This window comes from Rhodococcus sp. NPDC056960 (assembly GCF_042674125.1).
Lineage (GTDB): Bacteria > Actinomycetota > Actinomycetes > Mycobacteriales > Mycobacteriaceae > Rhodococcus_F.
The window spans coordinates 102,848-126,160 of the sequence record NZ_JBHURF010000023.1 but is presented as its reverse complement, the minus strand read 5'-3'; the positions used below and the strand labels follow the sequence as shown (position 1 = coordinate 126,160).

At 68.7% G+C, this 23,313-nt stretch carries 19 protein-coding genes and 1 pseudogene; 12 read left to right on the top strand and 8 right to left on the bottom strand.

What is annotated here, in order from left to right:
* Window positions 1-50: 50 nt before the first annotated feature.
* The 12 genes from mihF (at window position 51) to proB (ending at window position 13,752) form a co-directional block, all read left to right on the top strand.
* Window positions 51-362 (top strand): integration host factor, actinobacterial type, encoded by a 312-nt coding sequence (gene mihF, locus ACFTWF_RS31855; RefSeq protein WP_005248100.1) that lies wholly within the window; start codon window positions 51-53, stop codon window positions 360-362.
* 153 nt (window positions 363-515) lie between these two features.
* Complete coding sequence (locus tag ACFTWF_RS31850) at window positions 516-974, top strand: SRPBCC family protein (RefSeq protein ID WP_378465086.1); 459 nt, start codon at window positions 516-518, stop codon at window positions 972-974.
* Window positions 975-1,239: 265 nt separating this feature from the next.
* Window positions 1,240-1,392: a hypothetical protein gene (locus ACFTWF_RS31845; RefSeq protein WP_378465085.1), complete on the top strand. Its 153-nt coding sequence runs from the start codon at window positions 1,240-1,242 to the stop codon at window positions 1,390-1,392.
* 56 nt (window positions 1,393-1,448) lie between these two features.
* On the top strand, window positions 1,449-4,124 hold the full coding sequence (locus ACFTWF_RS31840; RefSeq protein WP_378465084.1) for a valine--tRNA ligase: 2,676 nt from the start codon (window positions 1,449-1,451) through the stop codon (window positions 4,122-4,124).
* Window positions 4,121-5,548 (top strand): bifunctional folylpolyglutamate synthase/dihydrofolate synthase, encoded by a 1,428-nt coding sequence (locus tag ACFTWF_RS31835; protein ID WP_378465083.1) that lies wholly within the window; start codon window positions 4,121-4,123, stop codon window positions 5,546-5,548. The genes ACFTWF_RS31840 and ACFTWF_RS31835 overlap by 4 nt, the downstream gene beginning before the upstream one ends.
* Window positions 5,545-5,955: a DUF4233 domain-containing protein gene (locus ACFTWF_RS31830; protein WP_378465082.1), complete on the top strand. Its 411-nt coding sequence runs from the start codon at window positions 5,545-5,547 to the stop codon at window positions 5,953-5,955. Before ACFTWF_RS31835 ends, ACFTWF_RS31830 begins: the two co-directional genes overlap by 4 nt.
* An 18-nt stretch (window positions 5,956-5,973) precedes the next feature.
* Window positions 5,974-6,393: a nucleoside-diphosphate kinase gene (gene ndk, locus ACFTWF_RS31825; RefSeq protein ID WP_378465081.1), complete on the top strand. Its 420-nt coding sequence runs from the start codon at window positions 5,974-5,976 to the stop codon at window positions 6,391-6,393.
* Between the two features lie 463 nt (window positions 6,394-6,856).
* Window positions 6,857-10,228 carry a translation initiation factor IF-2 N-terminal domain-containing protein gene (locus ACFTWF_RS31820; RefSeq protein WP_378465080.1) on the top strand — a complete coding sequence of 1,124 codons (3,372 nt, stop codon included), beginning with the start codon at window positions 6,857-6,859 and terminating at the stop codon, window positions 10,226-10,228.
* Between the two features lie 206 nt (window positions 10,229-10,434).
* On the top strand, window positions 10,435-10,746 hold the full coding sequence (gene rplU, locus ACFTWF_RS31815; protein ID WP_005248081.1) for a 50S ribosomal protein L21: 312 nt from the start codon (window positions 10,435-10,437) through the stop codon (window positions 10,744-10,746).
* A gap of 42 nt (window positions 10,747-10,788) precedes the next feature.
* Entirely contained in the window at window positions 10,789-11,052 is a 264-nt protein-coding gene (gene rpmA / locus ACFTWF_RS31810; RefSeq protein WP_005248077.1) for a 50S ribosomal protein L27, read from the top strand.
* Window positions 11,053-11,194: 142 nt separating this feature from the next.
* Window positions 11,195-12,655 (top strand): GTPase ObgE, encoded by a 1,461-nt coding sequence (gene obgE, locus ACFTWF_RS31805; RefSeq protein WP_378465079.1) that lies wholly within the window; start codon window positions 11,195-11,197, stop codon window positions 12,653-12,655.
* On the top strand, window positions 12,652-13,752 hold the full coding sequence (gene proB, locus ACFTWF_RS31800) for a glutamate 5-kinase (protein WP_378465078.1): 1,101 nt from the start codon (window positions 12,652-12,654) through the stop codon (window positions 13,750-13,752). Before obgE ends, proB begins: the two co-directional genes overlap by 4 nt.
* Before the next feature lie 3 nt (window positions 13,753-13,755).
* On the opposite strand, the gene ACFTWF_RS31795 is transcribed toward proB, so the two are convergent.
* From ACFTWF_RS31795 to ACFTWF_RS31760, 8 genes and pseudogenes are all read right to left on the bottom strand, one after another.
* Window positions 13,756-14,583 carry an NAD-dependent protein deacetylase gene (locus ACFTWF_RS31795; protein ID WP_378465077.1) on the bottom strand — a complete coding sequence of 276 codons (828 nt, stop codon included), beginning with the start codon at window positions 14,581-14,583 and terminating at the stop codon, window positions 13,756-13,758.
* 21 nt (window positions 14,584-14,604) lie between these two features.
* A complete protein-coding gene (locus tag ACFTWF_RS31790) occupies window positions 14,605-15,540 on the bottom strand; it encodes a D-isomer specific 2-hydroxyacid dehydrogenase family protein (RefSeq protein WP_378465076.1) in 936 nt (311 codons plus the stop codon).
* Window positions 15,541-15,549: 9 nt separating this feature from the next.
* A complete protein-coding gene (locus ACFTWF_RS31785; protein WP_005248060.1) occupies window positions 15,550-15,948 on the bottom strand; it encodes an ectoine synthase in 399 nt (132 codons plus the stop codon).
* Between the two features lie 19 nt (window positions 15,949-15,967).
* Window positions 15,968-17,230, bottom strand: coding sequence for a diaminobutyrate--2-oxoglutarate transaminase (ectB, locus tag ACFTWF_RS31780; protein ID WP_378465075.1), 1,263 nt, complete (start codon window positions 17,228-17,230; stop codon window positions 15,968-15,970).
* Between the two features lie 27 nt (window positions 17,231-17,257).
* Window positions 17,258-17,770, bottom strand: coding sequence for a diaminobutyrate acetyltransferase (ectA, locus tag ACFTWF_RS31775; RefSeq protein WP_185724609.1), 513 nt, complete (start codon window positions 17,768-17,770; stop codon window positions 17,258-17,260).
* A gap of 151 nt (window positions 17,771-17,921) precedes the next feature.
* The gene (locus ACFTWF_RS31770) at window positions 17,922-20,021 is read right to left on the bottom strand and encodes a RecQ family ATP-dependent DNA helicase (protein WP_378465074.1); all 2,100 of its coding nucleotides are present in this window, start codon (window positions 20,019-20,021) and stop codon (window positions 17,922-17,924) included.
* Window positions 20,022-20,082: 61 nt separating this feature from the next.
* Window positions 20,083-20,949 carry a ribokinase gene (locus tag ACFTWF_RS31765; protein ID WP_378465073.1) on the bottom strand — a complete coding sequence of 289 codons (867 nt, stop codon included), beginning with the start codon at window positions 20,947-20,949 and terminating at the stop codon, window positions 20,083-20,085.
* A gap of 16 nt (window positions 20,950-20,965) precedes the next feature.
* Window positions 20,966-22,773 (bottom strand): annotated as a pseudogene (locus ACFTWF_RS31760) (zinc ribbon domain-containing protein).
* Between the last annotated feature and the right edge of the window lie 540 nt (window positions 22,774-23,313).

The following is a 23,313-nucleotide window of genomic DNA, read 5'->3' as shown; positions in this document are numbered from 1 at the left end:
CGGTTCTCTCGCTACGGTGTTCGATACGTACCCCGAATGAAGGAGACATCGTGGCACTTCCCCAGCTCACTGACGAACAGCGGGCAGCAGCTCTCGAGAAGGCCGCAGCCGCTCGTAAGGCACGCGCAGAGCTCAAGGACAAGCTCAAGTCCGGTGACATCACGCTGAAGCAGGTCCTGTCCAAGGCTGACGTCGACGACATCATCGGAAAGACCAAGGTCAGCGCCATCCTGGAAGCACTGCCGAAGATCGGCAAGGTCAAGGCCCAGGAGATCATGGCCAACTTGGAGATCGCGCCGACCCGCCGCCTCCGTGGCCTCGGTGACCGTCAGCGCGACGCCCTGCTGGCGCACTTCAGCTGACACGTTCTCCGGGCGCCCGCCCCGCGCCGTTTCGGCTGCGGGCGGGCGCCCGGTCGCGTCTTTCCGGCCTCGACACCGCCAAGTGCAACCTGAAGGTTGCGCTAGGGTCTGCCGATATGCAACCGTGGGGTAGCACATCGTCGAGAGGTGAGGGTGAACATGACCGTTCCGGATGCGTCCCAGGACGCGATCGAGCGCGAAATCCAGATCGACGCTCCCATCGATCGGGTGTTCCGGCTGGTGAGTGAACCCGGCTGGTTCATCGGCGACGGCAACCCCGGCAAGACGACCACCACCCGCGACGGCGACGTCTTCGTCGTGGACTTCCCGCCGTACGGGCGCTTCCCGATCCTTCCCGTCACGTCCGACGCGCCGCACTACGTGTCGTTCCGCGGCGGGGACGACCCTGCACAGCCCCTCGTGGAGGGCACGTCCACGCTGGTCGAATTCTTCCTGACCGAGCGCGAGGGTGGCACGCTGCTGCGCGTCGTCGAGTCCGGATTCGCCGCCATGTACCCGAGCGCCGAGCGTCGCGCGTCCGCCATTGAAGGCAATGTCGAGGGCTGGGAAATGCAGCTCGCATTCGCCAAACGGGACGCCGAGAGCGACTGACCTCAGGGGGCGGGGAACAATTCGTTGCCCGCCTTGACGATTCCTGCTGTGCTCGCGGCCGGCGCATCCATTCCTCGCTCGGAACGACGCTCGCCGTCGCCTGTGTGATCGCGGAGCGCGTCCGCTGAGTCCGCTGCCGCGCGTGTCCGGGAACACGACCGGCGCGCCGTCGTCGTGTCGCCGCGGATCGGCGTACCTTTCGATGCATACTCGACACTCTCGAGTGGTTGCCGCACGGCTGCGGCAGACGAACCGGAGGAATCCCTTGAACGACCACCACGTGCAGCTCTTCTCCGAGCTGCACAGCACCGCAGGATCCCAGGCCGCCGGAGAGGACGCCGCCGAGTCGCTGCGTCCCGTCGACCAGGAGCATCGCACCGCAACCGAGGTGCACCGCGCACTGTTCAGCGACCAGTAGCGGGGCGGTCCGGTAGCCCCGTCGTCGACCCACCGGCCGTTCATTAGACTCGACGGGTGACCAGTGCAGCTCCAGAAAATCCCCAGAACCGTGCCGATGCCCTCCCGAAGAGCTGGGAGCCCAGCTCCGTCGAGGCCGATCTGTATCAGGGCTGGGTAGACGCCGGTTACTTCCGGGCGGATCCCCGCAGCCCCAAGCCCGGTTACTCCATCGTGCTGCCGCCGCCCAACGTCACCGGCAGCCTGCACATGGGTCACGCCCTCGACCACACGTTGATGGACGCACTGAGCCGCCGCAAGCGGATGCAGGGCTACGAGGTGCTGTGGCTGCCGGGCATGGACCACGCGGGCATCGCGACGCAGACCGTCGTCGAGAAGCAGCTCGCCGCCGACGGCAAGACGAAGGAAGACTTCGGCCGCGAGCTGTTCATCGACAAGGTGTGGGACTGGAAGCGCGAGTCCGGCGGCACCATCGGCGGCCAGATGCGCCGCATCGGCGACAGCGTCGACTGGAGCCGCGACCGCTTCACCATGGACGACGGGCTCTCCCGCGCCGTCCAGACCATCTTCAAGCGCATGTACGACGACGGGCTGATCTACCGCGCCGAGCGTCTCGTCAACTGGTCGCCCGTGCTGCAGACCGCGATCTCCGACATCGAGGTGAAGTTCGAGGACGTCGAGGGCGAGCTGGTCTCGCTGCGATACGGCTCATTGAACGACGACGAACCGCACGTCGTGGTCGCGACCACCCGTGTCGAGACGATGCTCGGCGATACCGCCGTGGCCGTCCACCCCGAGGACGAGCGCTACAAGCACCTGATCGGGACGACGCTCGAACACCCCTTCACCGGCCGCGACATCCCGATCGTCGCGGACGAGTACGTCGATCCCGAATTCGGCACCGGCGCCGTGAAGATCACTCCGGCGCACGATCCCAACGACTTCGAGATGGGTCTGCGGCACAACCTGCCGATGCCGACCATCATGGACAAGACCGGCAAGATCGCCGACACGGGAACGCAATTCGACGGACTCGACCGCTTCGAGGCGCGGGTCAAGGTGCGTGAGGCGCTCGCCGAGCAGGGGCGCGTGGTCGCGGAGAAGCGGCCCTACCTGCACAGCGTCGGGCACTCCGAGCGCACCGGGGAGTCCATCGAGCCGCGCCTGTCGCTGCAGTGGTGGGTGAAGGTCGAGTCGCTCGCGAAGGCGGCGGGTGACGCGGTGCGCAACGGTGACACCGTCATCCACCCGGCCAGTCAGGAACCGCGCTGGTTCGCCTGGGTCGACGACATGCACGACTGGTGCATCTCCCGTCAGCTGTGGTGGGGGCACCGGATCCCGATCTGGTACGGCCCCGACGGTGAGGTCGCGTGCTTCGGACCGGACGAGACCGCCCCCGAGGGCTGGGTGCAGGATCCCGACGTCCTCGACACCTGGTTCTCCTCCGGATTGTGGCCGTTCTCGACCATGGGCTGGCCCGACAAGACCCCCGAGCTCGAGAAGTTCTATCCCACCAGTGTTCTCGTCACCGGGTACGACATCCTGTTCTTCTGGGTGGCGCGGATGATGATGTTCGGCACGTATGTGTCGGAGGACGACGCCGTCGCATCAGGCAAGTCCGGACCGCAGATGCCGTTCGAGGACGTGTTCCTGCACGGCCTCGTCCGCGACCAGTTCGGCAAGAAGATGTCGAAGTCGCGGGGCAACGGCATCGACCCGCTCGACTGGGTCGACCGTTTCGGCGCCGACGCCCTTCGCTTCACGCTGGCCCGTGGCGCGAACCCGGGCAGCGACCTGTCCGTGGGCGAGGACCACGCACAGTCCTCGCGGAACTTCGCGACCAAGCTGTTCAACGCCACCAAGTTCGCGCTCATGAACGGGGCCGCACCGGCTGCACTGCCCGCCCGCGGCGACCTGACCGACGCGGACCGGTGGATTCTTGACCGCCTGGAGCAGGTGCGCGGGGAGGTCGACGCCGCATTCGACCGGTACGAGTTCAGCAAGGCGTGCGAGGCGCTGTTCCACTTCGCGTGGGACGAGGTCTGCGACTGGTACCTCGAGCTGGCCAAGGTGCAGTTCGCCGAGAACGAGACCGTCGCGGCGACCACGAGGACCGTGCTCGGCAACGTCCTCGACGCCTTGCTACGTCTGCTCCACCCGGTGATCCCGTTCGTCACGGAAACCCTGTGGAAGGTGCTCACCGGCGGTGAGTCCGTCGTGGTGGCGCAGTGGCCGCAGTCGAGCGGTGCCGCAGCGGATTCGGTTGCGGCCCAGCGCATCGAGGACATGCAGCGGCTGGTGACGGAGGTGCGCCGCTTCCGCAGCGATCAGGGTCTCAAGCCCTCGCAGCGCGTGCCCGCACGGGTCGGCGGAATCGTCGAGGCGGATCTGGGCACCCAGCTCGCGGCCGTCACGTCGCTCGCGCGACTGACGGACCCGGAGGACGGGTTCACCGTGTCGGCCTCGGTGGAGGTGCGCCTGAGCAAGGCGACCGTGACGGTCGACCTCGACACGTCCGGCAACGTCGATCTCGGCGCCGAGAAGGCGCGGCTGGAGAAAGACCTCGCCGCGGCGCAGAAGGAACTCGCCGGCACCACCGCGAGACTCTCCAACGAGGCGTTCCTGGCGAAGGCCCCGGACGCGGTCAAGGAGAAGATCCGGACGCGCCGGCAGATCGCGACGGAAGAAATCGAACGCATCACCAAGCGATTGAAGGAGCTGGAAGGCGCGTGACCTCACCCGACTTCACGCCGGAGGAAGTCAGCCCCGTCGACCTCGCCGAGTTGACGCTGGTCGAGGCGGAACTCGACAAGCGGTGGCCCGAGACGAAGATCGAGCCGTCGTTGAGCCGGATCGCGGCGCTGATGGACATTCTCGGGTCGCCGCAGCACGGGTACCCGGCGATCCACGTCACCGGCACCAACGGCAAGACGTCGGTGACACGGATGATCGACGCGCTGCTCACGGCGCTGCACCGGCGGACGGGCCGCACCACCAGTCCCCACCTGCAGCTCGCGACCGAGCGCATCAGCATCGACGGACGCCCGGTGTCGCCGCGTCGCTACGTCGACACGTACCGGGAGATCGAGCCGTACGTGCAGATGATCGACCAGCAGTCGCAGGCGGCCGGCGGCCCGGCGATGAGCAAGTTCGAGGTGCTCACCGCGATGGCGTACGCCGCGTTCGCCGAGGCTCCCGTCGACGTCGCCGTGGTCGAGGTGGGTCTCGGCGGGCGCTGGGACGCAACCAATGTCATCGACGGGGAGATCGCGGTGATCACCCCGATCAGCCTCGATCACGCCGAATACCTCGGCGACGATCTCGCCGGGATCGCCGAAGAGAAGGCCGGGATCATCAAGAAGGGGCGCGAAGACGCCCTGGTGCCGCGCGACACCGTCGCGATTCTCGCCGAGCAGACACCGGAAGTGATGGACGTCCTGCTTCGCCGGGTCGTCGAGGTCGATGCGGCGGTCGCACGGGAAGGCTCCGAGTTCACGGTGCTCGCCCGGCAGATCGCCGTCGGGGGCCAGCAGCTGGAACTCCAGGGGCTCGGTGGCGTATACACCGACATCTTCCTGCCCCTCCACGGAGAACATCAGGCGCGCAACGCTTCCCTCGCCCTCGCCGCCGTCGAAGCGTTCTTCGGTGCGGGCCCCGAGCGGCAGCTCGACCAGGACGCGATCCGGGAGGCATTCGCCTCGGTCGTCAATCCGGGGCGACTGGAACGGGTGCGCAGCGCCCCGACCGTCTTCATCGACGCCGCCCACAACCCGGACGGGGCCCGTGCGCTCGCCGCCGCGCTGACCGGTGAATTCGACTTCCGCAAACTCGTCGGTGTCGTGAGTGTGATGGGGGACAAGGAGGTCGACGGCATCCTGTCGGCGCTGGAACCCGTGTTCGACGAGCTCGTGGTGACGCACAACGGTTCCGCGCGGGCCATGGACGTCGACGACCTCGCCAACCTCGCCGTCGCGAAGTTCGGCGACGAGCGGGTGGTGGTGGCGCCCACCCTCGCCGACGCGCTGGAAACGGCCATCGGGCTGGCCGAAGAGGTCGCGGAGCCCGGTGAAGCAGTGTCGGGTGCCGGCGTCGTGGTCACCGGATCCGTGGTGACCGCCGGTGTGGCCCGCACCCTCTTCGGAAAGGACCCAGCGTGAGCGAGTCAGACTCGAATGCTTCGGAACCGGAGTTCGGGCCGCCGACCAAGGACCCCTGGAAGGGGTTCCGCGGAGTGGTGGCCGGGTCCCTGATCCTGGAAGCGATCGTGGTGCTTCTCGCCCTGCCGGTGGTCGCGACCGTCGGCGGTGGCCTGACCTGGTGGTCGGGAACGTACCTCGTGGGGCTGGCGGTGCTCATGATCCTCGGCGCGGGCCTGCAGGGCCGCCCGTGGGCAATGAAGTACAACCTGTTGTTGCAGGTGGGGCTCCTGTTCGGTTTCTTCGTCCACGTGTCCATCGGCTCGGTCGGAGTCGTCTTCGCGATCCTGTGGGGCTACCTTCTGTATTTCCGCCGGAATGTCCGCCAGCGGATGGAGCGGGGCCTGCTGCCGGGGCAGCGCGGCTGACCATTTAGGCTGTCCGCCGTGACTGAGCGCACCCTGGTACTGATCAAGCCCGATGCCGTTGCCCGCGGATATGTAGGAGAAATCCTCGGTCGGATCGAGCGGAAGGGTCTGACGATCTCTGCGCTCGACCTGCGCACCGCTCCCGGCGACATCGCTGCGGCCCACTACGCCGAGCACGAAGGCCGCCCGTTCTACCCCGGCCTCCTGGAGTTCATCACGGGCGGACCGCTGGTGGCGGCCGTGATCGAGGGCCCCCGGGCCATCGCGGCGTTCCGGCAGCTGGCCGGCGGCACCGACCCGGTCGAGAAGGCGGTTCCGGGCACGATTCGCGGCGATTTCGGGCTCGAGGCCCAGGAGAACCTGGTTCACGGCTCCGACTCCGTCGAATCGGCCGAGCGCGAGATCGCTCTCTGGTTCCCCCACCTCGCCGGTAGCTGACCCCCTTCTTCACCCACCGACCACCTCTTCACCCCCCGAATCTGCCCGCCGGGCCGGCGGCGCATCACGTCAGGAACTTGTTCCAGACGGATAGGTGCGCCGCTGGCGCGGACTGCGGCACACGTGTGGGATACTGACAGTGGTCGGACCGCAATTTGAGCACCACGTGGCTTCGACCGGATGACACCACGGCTCGATGCCCTTCATCGCTGCCCCTGCGTCAACGGGAAATACCTGGACGTATCGGCACGCTGGATGATCAGGCGCTCGCGCCGTGGATGACGGCCATCCGCAAGGCACCACATGGGTGTGCAGTGAAAACGGACACTGCATGCGCTGTGGAGCGAGACCAGACAATCTCGCGCTCACACCTGGGGCGCGAGTACACACACTGCGCCCTCGCGTGGCCGCGTGACATTCCCCGAGACGGGGAGTGGACGCGCCCGGGGGCTGAGGAGATTACGTGGCCGATCAAGCGCCGCCCACAAATTCAGAGCCGAACGATACGGCCACCGCCGGGAAGGCGGTTCCCGATCTTCCGGAGAAGATTCGCGTTCACGCCCTCGCCAAGCTGCTGGGCGTGACGAGCAAGCAGGTTCTCGCCGAGACCGCGGCCCTCGGAATGGAACTGCGCAGCGCGCAGTCCAGCCTGCAACGTGACATGGCCTACCGTGTTCATGCAGCTCTTTCACCTGCGGAAACCGCACCCGAATCGCCCGCGGCAGCAGCCGAGGCGCCCGCGGTCGCGGAGCCGGCCGTCGAGGCACCGGCCGCCGAGCCGGTTGTCGAGGTAGCTCCGGAACCGATCGCTCCCGAACCGATCGCTCCCGAAGTCGCGGAGGAAGCGGCGGCCGAGCAGGCCGCGGCTCCGGAGGCGCCCGCCGCGGAAGCTCCCGCGGAGGAAGCCCCCGCCCCGGAAGCCGACAAAGCCCCGGAAGCTCCCGCCGAGGAGGCCGCACCGTCCGAGCCCGACCTCGCACCCGACCTGTTCACCACCGCGTCCTACCAGGCCGAGGCGCCCGCTGCGGAGCCTGCCGACGAGACCCCGCCCGCAGTGTCCCAGGTCCCGCTGTTCCTGCAGCCCGACCTCGCGGCGGTCGAGACCCCGCCGCGTCGCCGCCGCAGTCGCCGGGATGCCGGGACGCCGGACGTCACCACCGAACAGCCGCCCGCCGCCGAAACGCGTGACGAGGTGGCCGAGCCCGCGAAGACCGCCGACACCGGCACCGCCGACACCGAATCGGAAGAGTCCGACGTCGACGGCGATCAGCCGCGCCGTCGTCGCCGGGGCCGCCGCGGCCGCGGTCGGGGACGTGGGGAGCAGCTCAACGAACAGGACACCGACACCGAGACCGACGGCGCCGAGGCGGAGGAGGCCGCACGGGAGTCCGCACCGGAGGAGAAGGGCGCCGACAAGGCGGCCCGCGAGCCCGAGGACAAGCCGAAGAAGGATTCCGACGAGAAGCCCGCGGAGGCCGAGCAGGCCGACGTCGACCAGGCTGGGGAAGACGAGACCGGCGAGGGTGACTCCGACGGTTCGAGCCGACGTCGCCGTCGCCGTCGCCGTCGCAAGTCCGGTGGCGAGTCGGGCGAGACCACGTCCGAGGACGATCCGCCGAACACCGTCGTGCACGAGCGCGAACCGCGTAACAAGAGCCGCTCGAAGGACGAGGTCCAGGGCATCACCGGGTCGACCCGGCTCGAGGCGAAGCGTCAGCGTCGCCGCGACGGTCGCGACGCGGGCCGCCGCCGTCCGCCGATCCTGACGGAGTCGGAGTTCCTGGCCCGCCGGGAGGCCGTCGACCGCGTGATGGTCGTCCGCGACCGCATCGCCTCCGGACAGCCGCACGCCACGACGCAGGTCGCGGTCCTCGAGGACGGCGTCCTCGTCGAACACTTCGTCACGGCGTCGGCGTCGGCGTCGATGGTCGGCAACGTGTACCTCGGACGCGTCCAGAACGTGCTGCCCAGCATGGAGGCGGCGTTCATCGACATCGGCCGCGGTCGCAACGGTGTGCTGTACGCCGGCGAGGTCAACTGGGAGGCCGCCGGGCTCGGTGGCAACTCCCGCAAGATCGAGCAGGCTCTCAAGCCGGGCGACCAGGTTCTGGTCCAGGTCAGCAAGGATCCGGTCGGACACAAGGGTGCCCGGCTGACCACGCAGATCAGCCTCGCGGGCCGCTTCCTCGTGTACGTGCCGGGCGGCACGTCCACCGGGATCAGCCGCAAGTTGCCCGACACCGAACGTAAGCGCCTCAAGGACATCCTGCGCGACATCGTGCCCGCGGACGCCGGAGTCATCATCCGGACCGCGTCGGAAGGTGTCAGCGAAGAGGAACTCGCGCGCGACGTGAAGCGACTGCAGGACCAGTGGGCCGGGATCGAGACGCAGGCGGCCAAGGCGGAATCCGGCAAGTCGGGGAACCCGCAGGCGCTGTACGAGGAGCCCGACCTCCTCGTGAAGGTCATCCGCGACCTGTTCAACGAGGACTTCTCCAAGCTCGTCATCGAGGGGGAGAAGGCCTGGTCGACGGTCGAGTCGTACATCAAGTCGGTGGCACCCGACCTCCTGCCGAGGCTCGAGCAGCACACCTCGGACAACAGCATCGACGTCTTCGAGGCGCACCGCATCGACGAGCAGCTGGCCAAGGCACTCGACCGCAAGGTGTGGCTGCCGTCCGGCGGCACCCTCGTGATCGACCGCACCGAGGCCATGACCGTGGTCGACGTCAACACCGGCAAATTCACCGGTGCCGGGGGAAACCTCGAGGAGACCGTCACGCGGAACAACCTCGAGGCAGCCGAGGAGATCGTGCGGCAGATGCGCCTGCGCGACATCGGCGGCATGATTGTCGTCGACTTCATCGACATGGTCCTCGAGTCGAACCGCGACCTCGTGCTGAGGCGCCTGACCGAGGCGCTGGGCCGCGACCGCACCCGCCACCAGGTGTCCGAGGTGACGTCGCTGGGCCTGGTCCAGATGACGCGGAAGAAGCTGGGCACCGGGTTGGTCGAGGCGTTCTCCACCACGTGTGAGCACTGCCACGGCCGGGGCATCGTCGTCCACGCGGAGCCGATCGAGGTGAAGACCTCCGAGGACAGCGGTTCGCGCGGGTCGTCCCGTGGCGGCGACTCCGGTGGCTCCCGCAAGAAGCGGGGACGCGACAAGTCGTCCGGAGGGGACACTTCACAGCCGGCCGCACACGACGAGACGCCGACGGTGGACGCCACCGTCAAGCGGGCGCACCCGGTCGCTCTCGCGATGGCACACCACCATCACGAGGAGGAGGCTGCGCACGCACATCCCGCACCCGAGTCCGAGCCGGTGGCCGCGGCTGCCGAGCAGCCGGCCGCGGAGACGGCGCCGGCAGCCGACGTCCCCGGCATCGAAGAGGCGGTGGCCGAGGCCCCGGCAGCGGTGGCGGCGGAAGCGGTCGTGGTGCCCGAGGTCGAGGTGGCGGTCACCGAGGAAGCCGTCGTCGCCGAGCCCGTGGTGGAAGAAGCCGTGGCGCAAGAGCCTGCGGTGGAGGAGCCTGTGACACCGGAGCCGGTCACCCCGGAGCCGGCGGCCCCGGCGCGCCGCCGGAGTCGTCGGGTGTCGAGGGCGGCGGCCGCGCCGGTGTCCGAAACCCCGAGTGCGGGCACCGTGTTCGTGATCCCGACACCGGAGCACGATGTGGAGCACGCACCGGAACCGGCCATGTCGGCGTCGACCGTGAGCGGACCTTCGGCACCGTCACCCGACGGTGCGGATTCGCAGGCAGCGCCGCGCAGGCCGCGTCGCCGCCGCGCCGCGGCGCGTCCGGCGGGCCCGCCGGTGGACGCCGACAACTGACGAGGGACCTCGGGAAGGCAATCGGCACCGGTTTGTACGTAACGGTTGCCTTCCTGTAACCTTGACCAGTCGCTACTCGGCGATGAAGGTCAGCTGTGCCCTCACCTGTGAAGGCTGCGCGACCTCGGCCGAGCTAGCTGTCACACCAGACCAGTCGCGCACACTGTGGCGCGAGCAAGTTCGAAGAAGCAAGGGGTAGCCCTCCGATGGCAACGTACGCGATCGTCAAGACCGGCGGAAAGCAGTACAAGGTCGCTGTTGGTGACCTCGTCAAGGTCGAGAAGATCGAGGGTGAGCCCGGCACTGCTGTCTCGCTTGCTCCCGTTCTCGTCGTCGACGGATCCGATCTGACGACCGACGCCGACAAGCTGGCCAAGATCTCGGTCACGGGTGAGGTCGTCGAGCACACCAAGGGCCCGAAGATCCGGATCCACAAGTTCAAGAACAAGACCGGCTACCACAAGCGTCAGGGCCACAGGCAGAAGCTGACGGTCCTCAAGGTCACCGGTATCAAGTAGCTAGAGCTTCAGAGCTGATTTCACCCGAGGAGGGTCAAGAACATGGCACATAAGAAGGGTGCATCCAGCTCCCGTAACGGTCGCGATTCCAATGCTCAGCGACTCGGCGTGAAGCGTTTCGGCGGCCAGTCCGTCAGCGCCGGCGAGATCCTGGTGCGTCAGCGCGGAACCCACTTCCACCCCGGCGTCAACGTCGGCCGTGGCGGCGACGACACGCTCTTCGCGCTCTCTGCCGGTGCTGTCGAGTTCGGCACCAAGCGTGGACGCAAGACCGTGAACATCGTTCCGGCGGCGGCAGAGGCCTAGTCCTGCCGCGAGTATGCATCGTCCCGTGAGGGGCGTTTCAAGCTCCCAATAGGGGCGGACCTGGGTCGAGATACCCGGTCCGCCCCTATTGTTTGTTTCAGAGTGAGATCAACACAATTGACTGAGGAAGGATCCGGCAGTCATGTCCCGATTCATTGACCGCGTCGTGCTGCACGTCAGCGCCGGAAAAGGCGGCAATGGCTGCGCCTCCGTACACCGGGAGAAGTTCAAACCGCTCGGTGGCCCGGACGGCGGCAACGGCGGGCGTGGCGGTGACGTCGTCCTCGAGGTGGACGGCAACGTCCACACCCTCCTCGATTTCCATTTCCACCCCCATGCGAAGGCCACCAACGGCAAGCAGGGGATGGGCAGCAATCGCGACGGCGCCCAGGGCGACGACCTTATCCTGAAGGTCCCCGACGGCACCGTCGTCCTCGACGAGGACGGCCGCATCCTCGCCGACCTCATCGGTGTCGGCACCCGTTTCGAGGCCGCCCAGGGCGGCCGCGGCGGACTCGGGAACGCGGCCCTGTCCTCCAAGGCGCGCAAGGCTCCGGGCTTCGCCCTCCTCGGTGAGGACGGTGTGGAGCGCGAACTCGTCCTCGAGCTGAAGTCGGTGGCCGACGTGGGGCTCGTCGGATTCCCGTCGGCGGGCAAGTCCTCGCTCGTGTCCGTCCTGTCGGCTGCGAAGCCGAAGATCGCCGACTACCCGTTCACCACCCTCGTTCCGAACCTCGGTGTCGTCTCGAGCGGCGACACCACGTTCACGGTGGCCGACGTGCCCGGGCTCATCCCCGGCGCCAGCGACGGCCGCGGGCTCGGACTGGACTTCCTGCGTCACCTCGAGCGGTGCGCCGTGCTGGCCCACGTCGTCGATTGCGCGACCCTCGACCCCGGCCGCGACCCGATCTCCGACATCGATGCGCTCGAGGCCGAACTCGCGGCGTACAAGGGCGCGCTGTCCGGGGACACCGGACTCGGCGACCTCGCGGACCGCCCGCGGATCGTGATCCTGAACAAGGCCGACGTGCCGGAGGCGGCCGAGCTGGCCGAGATGGTGACCCCCGACCTCGAGGCCCGCGGATGGCCGATCTTCACGATCTCTGCGGTCAGCCGAGAAGGATTGCGTCCCTTGACGTTCGCGTTGGCGAAGCTGGTCGCGGACTACCGTGAGGCGCACCCGAAGGCCGCGCCGAAGCGTCAGGTGATCCGCCCCGTGATCGCCAACGAGAACAGCTTCAGCGTCGTCGCCGACCCCGAGATCCCCGGCGGGTTCATCGTCCGCGGCACGCGGCCGGAGCGCTGGGTGCGGCAGACGCAGTTCGACAACGACGAGGCCGTGGGTTACCTCGCCGACCGCCTGGCGCGGCTCGGCGTGGAAACCGAACTCGTCAAGCAGGGTGCGGAACCGGGCGCGTCCGTCACGATCGGAGACGTGAGCTTCGACTGGGAGCCGCAGACACCTGCCGGCGTCGACCTCACCAGAACCGGGCGCGGCACCGACCCGCGTCTGGACCAGGTGGAGCGCATCGGCGCGACCGAGCGCAAGCACGCATCCAGGGTTCGTCGCGGTCTCGAGGGCCTCGACCCCGAAGACCAGTGAGCGCCACCCGGCGCACGGTCGCGTCGGCGGGCAGCATTGTCGTGAAGATCGGATCGTCCGCGCTGACCAGCCTGGTCGGCGGGCTCGACGTCGGTCGACTCGACGCGCTGGCCGACGCGATCGAAGCACGGATGCGTGCCGGTTCGGACGTGGTCGTCGTGTCCTCCGGGGCCGTCGGAGCGGGCCTGGCCCCGCTCGGGCTGACCAAGCGGCCACGTGACCTGGCGACGAAGCAGGCCGCCGCGAGCGTGGGCCAGCTGGCGCTGGCCCACGCCTGGGGCACGTCCTTCGCCCGGTACGGGCGCACGGTCGGGCAGGTGCTCCTCACCGCGGACGACATCGCCCGCCGCGCACAGCACCGCAACGCGCAACGCACCCTCGACCGCCTGCGCGCCCTGCACGCGGTCGCGATCGTCAACGAGAACGACACCGTCGCCACGGCGGAGCTGCGATTCGGTGACAACGACCGGCTCGCGGCGCTCGTCGCGCACCTGGTCGGCGCGGACGCGCTCGTCCTGTTGTCGGACGTCGACGGGCTGTACGACGGCGACCCCCGCAAGGGCAATGCGACTCTGATTCCCGAAGTGAACAGCCCCGAGGATCTCGACGGGGTGGTCGCGGGCTCGGGCGGCGCCCTCGGCACCGGCGGGATGGCGTCCAAGCTGTCGGCCGCGCGCCTCGCGGCCGATGCCGGGGTGCCCGTACTGCTCGCCGCCGCGTCGGACGCGGCGTCGGCGCTGCGGGACGCCGGGGTGGGGACGGCGTTTGCGGCGCGGCCGTCGCGGTTGTCGGCGCGCAAGTTCTGGGTGCGCCACGCCGCGGACGAACAGGGGATCCTGCACATCGACGAGGGTGCGGTCCGCGCCGTCGTCACCAAGCGGCGGTCGCTGCTGCCCGCGGGCATCACCGGGGTGTCGGGGCGGTTCTACGGCGGCGACGTCGTGTCACTCCTCGGTCCCGAGGAACGCCCCGTGGCCAGGGGCGTGGTGGCCTACGACTCCGCGGAGATCACCGACATCCTGGGCAAGTCGACGCAGGAACTGCCCGCCGAGATGCAGCGTCCCGTGGTCCATGCGGACGACCTGGTGCCGCTCTGACGCTCAGGCGGGCAGCGCGGACGACGCGTCGAGCAGCGCGGTGAGTGCCTCGGAGCAGCCGGCGTGGACGGTGAGCGTGGCGAACTCGTCGCCGCGCGTCGTCCCCCGGTTGACGATGGCGATCGGAATTCCGAGTTTCGCGGCGCGGCGCACGAACCGCAGTCCCGACATGACGGTGAGCGACGACCCGGCCACCAGCAGCGCCTCGGCCTCGTCCACCACGTCGTAGGCGGCGGCGACCCGCGGTTTCGGCACGGATTCGCCGAAGTACACGATGTCGGGTTTCAGCAGTCCGCCGCACGCCTCGCAGTCGACCATCCGGAAATGCTCGGTGCTCGCGATCACCGCGTCGGCGTCCGGTGCGATCTCCACTCCCTGTGCGGCAGCGACGGTTTCGGCGAAACCGGGGTTGGCCCGCTCGAGCCGGTCGGCGAGCGTCGCCCGCGAGATGAGGGCGTCGCAGTTCAGGCACCGGACCTGGGCGTACGTGCCGTGCAGGTCGATCACCCGGCGACTGCCTGCCTTCGTGTGCAGGAGGTCGACGTTCTGAGTGATGACCGCGCTCGCGACGCCCGCCCGTTCGAGGCCCGCCAGGGCGCGATGCCCGGTGTTGGGGCGCGCGGCGTCCATGTGCCGCCATCCCACGTGGTTCCGCGCCCAGTAGTGGCGCCGGAACTCGGGGTCACCGGTGAACTGCTGGAACGTCATGGGATTGCGCGGCGGCGAATCCGGACCCCGGTAGTCGGGGATACCGGAGTCCGTCGAGATGCCGGCGCCGGTGATCACACACAGCCGCCGGCCGCCGAGTACGTCGATCAGTCGGTCGAACACGCACTCCAGAGTAGCGAAAGCTCAGTATCCGACGACAGGATCGATCAGCGCGGTGAGATTCTCGCCCGCGACGAAACGAGTCACGTTCAGTGCCACGTGCTCGGCGAACGCCGGCGGACGGACCGACGGCGGGTTGGAATCGTGTGGGGTGATGATCACGTTGGGCAGGTCCCACAGCGGGTGACCGTCGGGAAGCGGCTCCGGATCGGTGACGTCGAGCCCCGCCCCGCCGATGGTGTTGTCCCGCAGCGCCTTCACCAAGGCATTGGTGTGGACGAGGGAGCCGCGCGCCACGTTGATCACCCACGCGGTCGGCTTCATCTGGGCGAACTCCGCGGCCCCGACCAGATGGTGCGTGGCGTCGGTGGCGGGAGCGCCGAGCACGAAGTGATCCGCGCGGGCCCACACCTCGCCCAGGCGGGTGGTGGGGAGCGTCTCGATCGCGCCCGGTACGGGGCTGCCGGAGCGGTTCACCGCGATGACGTCGGCCCCGACACCCGCGAGCATCGGGATCAGCGCCTTGCCGATGCCGCCGGCACCCACGATGGCGACCGTGGTGCCCCGCAGGGTGCCGATCTTCGAGAAGAACTCCTGCTGGCGCCAGGTCTTCGCCTCGAGGTGCTCAGGGAGTGCCCGCACCCCGGCCAGCAGCAGCGTCAGCGCGTGCTCGGCGACGGTGGCGGCGAACGCGCCCGCCGCGGACGTCCACAGCACGGTGGAGTCGGGTCTGATCACCTTCGCGGCGAACCACTCCTCCACGCCCGCGGAGTTCAGTTGCACCCAGCGGATGTTCTCGGGCAGCGGGTCCGGGAACCCGATCGGACCAGTGGTCCAGACCAGGGCGTCAGCGGACTCGAGGGGGGCCACACGGGCACCGCCCCGGCGCACCGCATCCTCGAGGAGCGGGTCCGGGGCGGGTCCGATGGCGATGGCTGGAACAGCAGCGTCGACGACCATGGGTCGAACTTACGCGGGAACCTCGATCAAGGGGTAGACACCATTTTCGTCGTGGACCTCACGGCCGGTGACGGGCGGGTTGAACACGCACAGCATGCGCATCTCGGTGTCGGGTTCCACGCGATGACGCTCGTGACCGTTGAGCAGGTACATCGAACCGGGGCCGAGTTCGTAGACCTTGTCGTTGTCGAGGTCGATCAATTTGCCGGTCCCCTCGACGAGCCAGACGGCCTCGACGTGGTTGGCGTAGTGGAACTCGTTGACCGAACCCGCTTTGATCGTGGTCTCGTGGAACGAGAAACCCACTTTGTCGCCGCCGAGGATGATGCGCTTGCTGCGCCAGTTGCCGTCCTCGCTGGTGATGTCGCGCTCGGTGTCGGTGATTTCTGCGGTGGTGCGAACGATCATGGCAGTGTCAGTCCTCTCTCTAGCTGCAAACCTTGCTGGTGGCGTCGGTGAGAATCGCGAGGCCGTGGTCCAGTTCCTCGTCGGTGATGGTGAGCGCCGGCAGGAGCTTGACCACCTCGTCGGACGGGCCCGAAGTCTCCGCGAGCAGCCCCTCGTCGAACGCGAGTGCGCACACCTTGCCCGCCTTCTCCGGCTCGTCGAACACGAGGCCCTGGACGAGACCGCGGCCGCGGGTGGAGACGGAGCCTTCGAACTGGTTCGCCAGGTCGGTGAACGCCTGGTGGATCTTGTCGCCCTTGGCCAGCGTCGACTTGTGCAGGGTGTCGTCGGACCAGTAGTGGTCCAGGGCGACCTTCGACGTGACGAACGACGGGTTGTTGCCGCGGAACGTGCCGTTGTGCTCGCCCGGACCCCACACGTCGAGTTCGCGCTTGAACAGCGTCAGCGCCATCGGGAGCCCGTAGCCGCCGATCGACTTCGACAGGCACACGATGTCCGGAGTGATGCCGGCGATCTCGAACGAGAAGAACGGGCCGGTGCGTCCGCATCCCATCTGGACGTCGTCGACGATCAGCAGGATGTCGCGCTCGGCGCACAGGTCGGCGAGGGCACGCAGCCACTCCGGGCGGGCGACGTTGACGCCGCCCTCACCCTGCACCGTCTCGACGATCACGGCGGCCGGACGGTTCAGGCCACTGCCCGAGTCGTCGAGCACCCGGGAGAACCAGTGGAAGTCCTCGGTGACGCCGTCGAAGTAATTGTCGAACGGCATCGGGGTGGCGTGCACCAGCGGGATACCGGCGCCGGCACGCTTCATCGAGTTACCGGTGACCGACAGGGCGCCGAGCGTCATGCCGTGAAAAGCGTTGGTGAAGTTGATGATCGACGAACGACCGGTGACCTTGCGGGCCAATTTCAGGGCGGCCTCGACCGTGTTGGTGCCGGTGGGTCCGGGGAACTGGACCTTGTAGTCGAGACCTCGCGGTTTCAGGATCTTGTCCTCGAACGTCTCGAGCAGTTCGCGTTTGGCCACGGTCGACATGTCGAGACCGTGCGTGATGCCGTCGCCGACGATGTAGTCGACCAGCGCCGACTTCAGGACCGGGTTGTTGTGGCCGTAGTTCAGCGAACCGGCGCCGGCGAAGAAATCGAGGTAGTCGCGGCCGTTCTCGTCGCGGATCCACGATCCCGACGCCGACTCGAATACGGCGGGCCAGCCGCGGCTGTAGCTGCGAACCTCGGACTCGAGGCTCTCGAAGATGTTCGTATCAAAAGTAGTCATGTTGCTGCATTCCTCCGGGGCATGCTCTTAGCCGATCGTGTACAGATCTTCGGCTTCGTGTCCATCGGGAAAATCATTAGGGGAGAACAGATCTTGCTTGTTGATCGCCGTATCTCGGCGACGCGCCAATGCGGTGAACAGCGCGATCGACGCTTCGTTGTCGGGGCTGATCGTCGTCTCGAGGTGGGTAATGCCCTCGGGCGCAAGTCGATCGAGCAGCGCGCTCAGCATGCGACCTGCAATTCCCTTGCCGCGCTGGTCTGCGTCTACGGCAACTTGCCAGACGAACAGCGTCGCTGGGGATTCGGGGCGGATGAACCCCGTGACGAACCCCACGACGCGCTCGTCGACGACTGCGACGACCGACGAGCGGCTGAAATCTCTGCACCACAACAGGTATGCGTAGCTCGAATTGAGGTCGAGCACTTCCGTGTTCCTGGCGATCTCCCAGAGCCGGACTCCGTCAGTGATCTCGGGACTTCTGAACAACACCGCGTCCGGCGCGGTGGTCGGGTTAGCACTCTTCTGCACAGGCGTCATTGGAAATTCGAACCTAACAACCATCCCCTTCGATTTCACGTGCGTCGCGAAATTGGACAGTTCAGGCGGCAGAGCTTTGCAGGTGAGACGTGCAAAGTGATGCTCATCACATTATGTAACTTTTGGGTAAACCGCAAGCGACACACTTCGCCTATTTGAGACTCGCGAGCGCGAAGGGGAGGACGGACGTGGCGCCCGCGGCGAGGACCGTTCTGGCCGCCATCGTGAGGGTCCAGCCGGTGTCGGTGAGGGTGTCGACGAGCAGCACCGGACCGGCGCCGTCGGGAAGGCCCGGGGCCTCCCACGCGTCGACGAGCCCGGCCACCCGGTAGGCGGAGTTGGCCGCCGACACCGGCGGATGCTCCGGGCGCAGCCGCAGAACTCCCAGGTCGGTCAGGCGTCCGACGGCCGCGAGCTGCCCCGCGATCGAGGCCGACAGGAGCGGGTGCGTGGCCGATTCGACCGCCATGACCGCGGTGGGCCGCTCGGCCCAGTCCCAGGACGCCAGCACCTGGATGCAGGCCTTCAGGACGGCGTCGGGCGCCGGTCCGTCCGGTTCGTCGAGGAGGGAACGGAGCCGCTGACCCCAGCCCAGGTCGGACAGCCGGCCCAGGACGCGCCCCGGTTCGGGGCCGTCGGTGATCTTCCCGGACAGCTTCACGCCGAGCTTCGCGAGTCCCGTGGGCCACTGTTTACGGGGCGCCAGATCCACACCGGGCCGCTCGAGGCGCGATCTGGTCTGTTGCACCGCCTCGGCGTCCACGGTCGCGTCGTGGCGCACTCCGGTGCAGTTGTCGCAGCGCCCGCAGTCCGAGGTGCCCGCAGCCAGGCCCGGATCGTCGAGCTGCTCGCGCAGGAACGCCATCCGGCACGTGGTGATCCGCTGGTAATCGATCATCGCCTGCTGCTCGGACTCGCGGGCCCGCTCGAGACGCTCGTAGCGGTCGGCGTCGTACGTCCACGGCTGCCCGGTGCCCACCCAGCCGCCGCGCACCCGGCGCACCGCACCGTCGACGTCGAGGACCTTCAACACCATCTCCAGGCGCGTGCGCCCCAGCTCCACCAGAGGCTCGAGCGCCTGCGTCGACTGCGGCCGGTCGGTGTCGAGAACCTCGATCACCCGGCGCACCACATGCTCCCGGGGGAACGCCACGGACGCGAAATAGCTCCAGATCTGCTTGTCCTCGGATCCCGGCAGCAGGATCACCTCGGCGCGGTCGGTGGAGCGTCCCGCACGCCCCACCTGCTGGTAATAGGAGATGGGGGACGACGGTGCGCCGAGGTGCACGACGAACCCCAGGTCGGGCTTGTCGAACCCCATTCCCAGCGCGGACGTGGCCACGAGGGCCTTGACCCGGTTGCCGAGCAGATCCTGTTCGAGGCTCTCCCGCTCGGCGGCGTCGGTCTGCCCGGTGTACGCGGCGACCGTGTGGCCCTGCTCCGACAGCAGGCTCGCCAGGTCCCGCGCCGCCGACACGGTGAGGGCGTAGATGATGCCCGACCCGGGCAGGCTGTCGAGCTTCTGGGCGAGCCAGGCCGCGCGGGCGGTGGCCTCCGGAATCTGGACGACCGACAGGTGCAGCGATTCGCGTTCGAGGCCACCCCGGAGGACGAGGGTTTCCGCGCCGCCGACCCCCAGCTGCGTGGAGACGTCGGAGACCACGCGGTCGTTCGCGGTGGCGGTGGTCGCCAGCACGGGGATGCCCTCGCCGAGCTCCGCGATCAGTGTGCGGATCCGCCGGTAGTCGGGACGGAAGTCGTGCCCCCAGTCCGACACGCAGTGGGCCTCGTCGACGACGACCAGTCCCGCGTCGGCGGCGAGGGAGGGAAGGACCTGGTCCCGGAAGTCGGGGTTGTTGAGGCGTTCGGGACTGACCAGCAGTACGTCGAGTTCGTTGTCGGCGACCCTCGAGTGGATCTCGTCCCACTCGGTGACGTTTCCGGAGTTGATGGTGGCGGCACGCACACCCGCTCGCTCGGCCGACGCCACCTGGTTCCGCATCAGGGCCAGGAGCGGCGAGACGATGACCGTCGGACCGTGCCCGTGCGCGCGCAGTAGCTTCGCAGAGATGAAGTAGACCGCCGACTTGCCCCAGCCCGTTCGCTGGACGACCAGCGCCCGTCTGCGGCCCACCACGAGCGCCTCGATCGCCGTCCACTGGTCGTCGCGGAGGGTGGCGTGCTCGCCTGCCAGTTCGCGGAGCAGCCGTTCGGCCTCGTCACGGAGTGCGGGTGCGGTGGCGGTCGTCATGCCCCCCATGGTGCACGAGAGGGGTGACATCGACGAGGCCGGCGGAGGTCCGGGGGCCGCCTCAGCCGGGCAGGGCCGCCTCGATCTCGGTGACGGTCGGCGACGACGTGGACGCGCCGCGGCGTGTGGTGGCGAGCGCGCCGGCCGTGCACGCGAACGGGACCGCCGCGGTGGGCCCGCGCAGCCAGGACACGGCGAGGGCACCGGCGAACGCGTCCCCGGCGCCGGTCGTGTCGACCACCGCCACCTCGGGGGAGTCGGCGTGGAGCGTGACGCCGTCGCCGCCCGCGTAGTCGGCGCCCGCCGGTCCCCGGGTGGTCACCAAGTGGGCGACGGCGCCGGTGACGTCGGCGCCGAGTTGCGCGGACTCGGTCTCGTTGAGTAGCAGCACGTCGACCAGTTCCACGAGTTCGCGCGGAAGGGGTTGCGCCGGGGACGGATTGACCATCACGACGGTGCCGTGCGCCGCGGCGTGCGCCGCAGCGGCCACAACGGTGCCGAGCGGGATCTCGAGTTGGCAGAGCAGGACGTCGGCATCGGCGACCGCCGCGAGCTCCGCGGGTGTCAGGTCCACCACGGTGCTGTTCGCACCCGGGACCACGACGATGCAGTTCTCCCCGGCGGCGTCGACGGTGATCGCCGCGATCCCGCTCGGCCCGTCGACCTCCCGCAGGAAACGGATGTCGACTTCCGCGTCGACGAGAGCCTGACGCAGGTCGAGCGCGAACACGTCGGACCCGACCGCCCCGATGAACGTCACGGCCCCGCCGGCCCGTGCCGCGGCGATCGCCTGGTTGGCGCCCTTTCCACCGGGGGTGGCGGCGAAGGTGCTGCCCAGGATCGTCTCCCCGGGCCCGGGCAACCGCTCGGTCACCGTCAGTAGATCCATGTTGACGCTGCCGACCACGGCGACCCTGGGAGCGGACATATCCCGAGACTAGCGTCTACGTGGATCTCATACTGTCTGCCACTTGCGTGGCTGGCGTGGGAGATGGACGTGTGTCACGGCTACCCGCATCACCGTGAGGTGGTACGGGTTCGACCGTGTCCCACACCGACGCTCGAGGTGCAGGAACACATCTGTTCGGAGTCACCCCCACCCGCGGTGTCACGGTGGGCAGGCTGTGTCGGACCCGGCGATGCCGCGGCCGACGCAGGGTGGGACCGTTTTTGTCGCGGCACCGGCGCACCGGCGCGTGCTCGGCGACCCGGATTGCGGGCAGCTGCCCCCGCCGCCGGGTCGCTTTGTCTTTGCCGAGCAGGGCGCGTTTGGCCAGGTTGACCCCGGCGATATGGTCGCGGTTGCCGCCGACCAGGCAGCCCGGGCACCATGCGGTGTGGTAGCCGCCGGGGCGCGAGAGGGGTGCGTCGCAGCCCGGACACTGCGCGGAGGATCCGCGGGCCGGCACCGAGACCACCGCGATTCCCACACCCGCGGCGGTGTGCGCGAGTGAGGTGACCGCTTGGCGGCGGGCGGACTGCGCGGCCCGATTGTTGTTGACCCGGCCGTGCCCGCGGGTCTCGAGGGTGGTGAGGTCCTCGACCGCGATCACCCGTGCGCCCGCCGCCTCGGCGTAGTCGGTGACCTGGCGGGCGAAGTGGAATCCCAGTTCGCGGTTGATCTTGCCCCTCTTGATACCCACCGCGGTGCGGTGGGCGTCGAGGACGGCGATCTTCGCCTCCAGCCGGGTGCGGACCTCGGGTGCGGCGTTGGTGGCGAGTTGCGTCAACCGGGCAGCTTTGCGGTGCAGCATCTCGCCTTCGGTCTGTAGGCGGGCCAGTTTGGTCCCGAGGCCGCGGTCGTCGTACGTCCAACCCCGAAAGTCCGAGGACAGCCCGTCCGGGGTTTCGGTGGTGATGGCGGCGGCACCGAGCGTGGCCGGGGACCAATCGACCCCCACCGCGACGGTGGCCGATCCCAGGTCACAGTCGGGGACGAGTTCGGTCGCAGCGCACCGCCAGAGTAGACCGCGGTGGTCGAGAACCAGGGTCGGTAGGTGCCAGTCGGTGATCGCCCGGCCGTGCAGGTGTGCGGGGATGGTGGCGGTCAGCCGGACCCGGCGCCACTGCGCCCGGCCCGCCGGGGCGGGGCTGGTGGGCAGCTTCACCGTCAACACCAACTCTCGATCTGCCGCTGTGAGTTGTGCGAGCTGCCGATCGGCGGCGGAGAGTCGGGCCATCGCGCTCGTCTGCGGTGGTGCCTGCATGTCGGTGATCCGCAACCGGCCGGCCGGCACCGCGTCGCCGTCGCGGCGGGCGCGCGCGGTGAGCTGCCGCACCACGCCCCGGGCGTATCCGGCCGGGAGGTACTCCGCCGCTGCGGTGGGTGCGGCGATGCGGCCTGTGGCCGGGTCGAACCGCTGAGAGAGCGACGCCATCGCGGTGTCCCGGTACGCCAGAGTCCGCAACGTGCCTACTGCCTGCGCGGTCACCACTCGCGTGACACGCGAGGGGACGTAGAGCCCGTCCGGGTAGTGCGGGTTCCAGCCCAGGCGGGCCGCAGCGACATGGCCCTGCATCGGGAGCCTGCGGCCCTGGCGGTCCACGCCGGCGGTGAGGACATCGAACGTGGCCGGTTGCCACAACCGCGACAGCAGCTGCGCTTCGGCGCCCGAGACCAGGTCGAGCAACCACCCACCCGGGTGTCGACGTCGTCGAGCCCGATCCGCTCACCGGTGCCGTCATCGACAGCGAGGTAGGGGCGGGTGGTGAACGAGAACTGCCGCACCGCAGGCAATCCGGTATCGGCCATCAGCTCGCCCACCTCAAAGCCCCGACGTCATCCATCAGCTCCCCACCCGAGACTGTGTCCCCATCCCCACCGACGGTCTCGACTCTAACGCCGACCACCGACACGTCACGCTCGATCCACGCCACCCCGAAACCCGCGCCAACCGATCCCGCCACCACTGGCACCACCGCGACCCGGCCGGTGGCCGCGTCGTCGAGCATCCGATGTCACGCCCGCTCGAGTCTCCCCCCGCAGACCGGAACCAGATTCTTGGCAGGCCCGGTACACGGTGCCGGTGGCACGCTCACGCAACATCGTTTCCTGATCGGCGAGTGAGGATTCCTGACCGGCCGCGCCGGACACCCGGCAAGACAACGCTTCCGACCTCACGGCCCGAACGCTCTCCTGTGCAGGTCGACCCAGAGTGACGTCGCGGTCCTCCCGATCGAAGACTCTCGCTGACCGGAACGTCTACGCCGAGGGGCCCACGACGCGGCCCTCCAGACCCCACCACGGACATGCTCAGGTTGCCGCCACCTCACCGTTGCGCAGGAACCGACA

Bases quoted from the DNA above. Each gene is read 5' to 3' on its own strand.
- ACFTWF_RS31770 (WP_378465074.1), bottom strand. From the start codon at position 20,021: ATGACGACCGCCACCGCACCCGCACTCCGTGACGAGGCCGAACGGCTG.
- ACFTWF_RS31785 (WP_005248060.1), bottom strand. From the start codon at position 15,948: ATGATCGTTCGCACCACCGCAGAAATCACCGACACCGAGCGCGACATC.
- ectA (WP_185724609.1), bottom strand. From the start codon at position 17,770: ATGACGCCTGTGCAGAAGAGTGCTAACCCGACCACCGCGCCGGACGCG.
- obgE (WP_378465079.1), top strand. From the start codon at position 11,195: ATGTCCCGATTCATTGACCGCGTCGTGCTGCACGTCAGCGCCGGAAAA.
- ACFTWF_RS31765 (WP_378465073.1), bottom strand. From the start codon at position 20,949: ATGTCCGCTCCCAGGGTCGCCGTGGTCGGCAGCGTCAACATGGATCTA.
- rplU (WP_005248081.1), top strand. From the start codon at position 10,435: ATGGCAACGTACGCGATCGTCAAGACCGGCGGAAAGCAGTACAAGGTC.
- rpmA (WP_005248077.1), top strand. From the start codon at position 10,789: ATGGCACATAAGAAGGGTGCATCCAGCTCCCGTAACGGTCGCGATTCC.
- ACFTWF_RS31790 (WP_378465076.1), bottom strand. From the start codon at position 15,540: ATGGTCGTCGACGCTGCTGTTCCAGCCATCGCCATCGGACCCGCCCCG.
- ectB (WP_378465075.1), bottom strand. From the start codon at position 17,230: ATGACTACTTTTGATACGAACATCTTCGAGAGCCTCGAGTCCGAGGTT.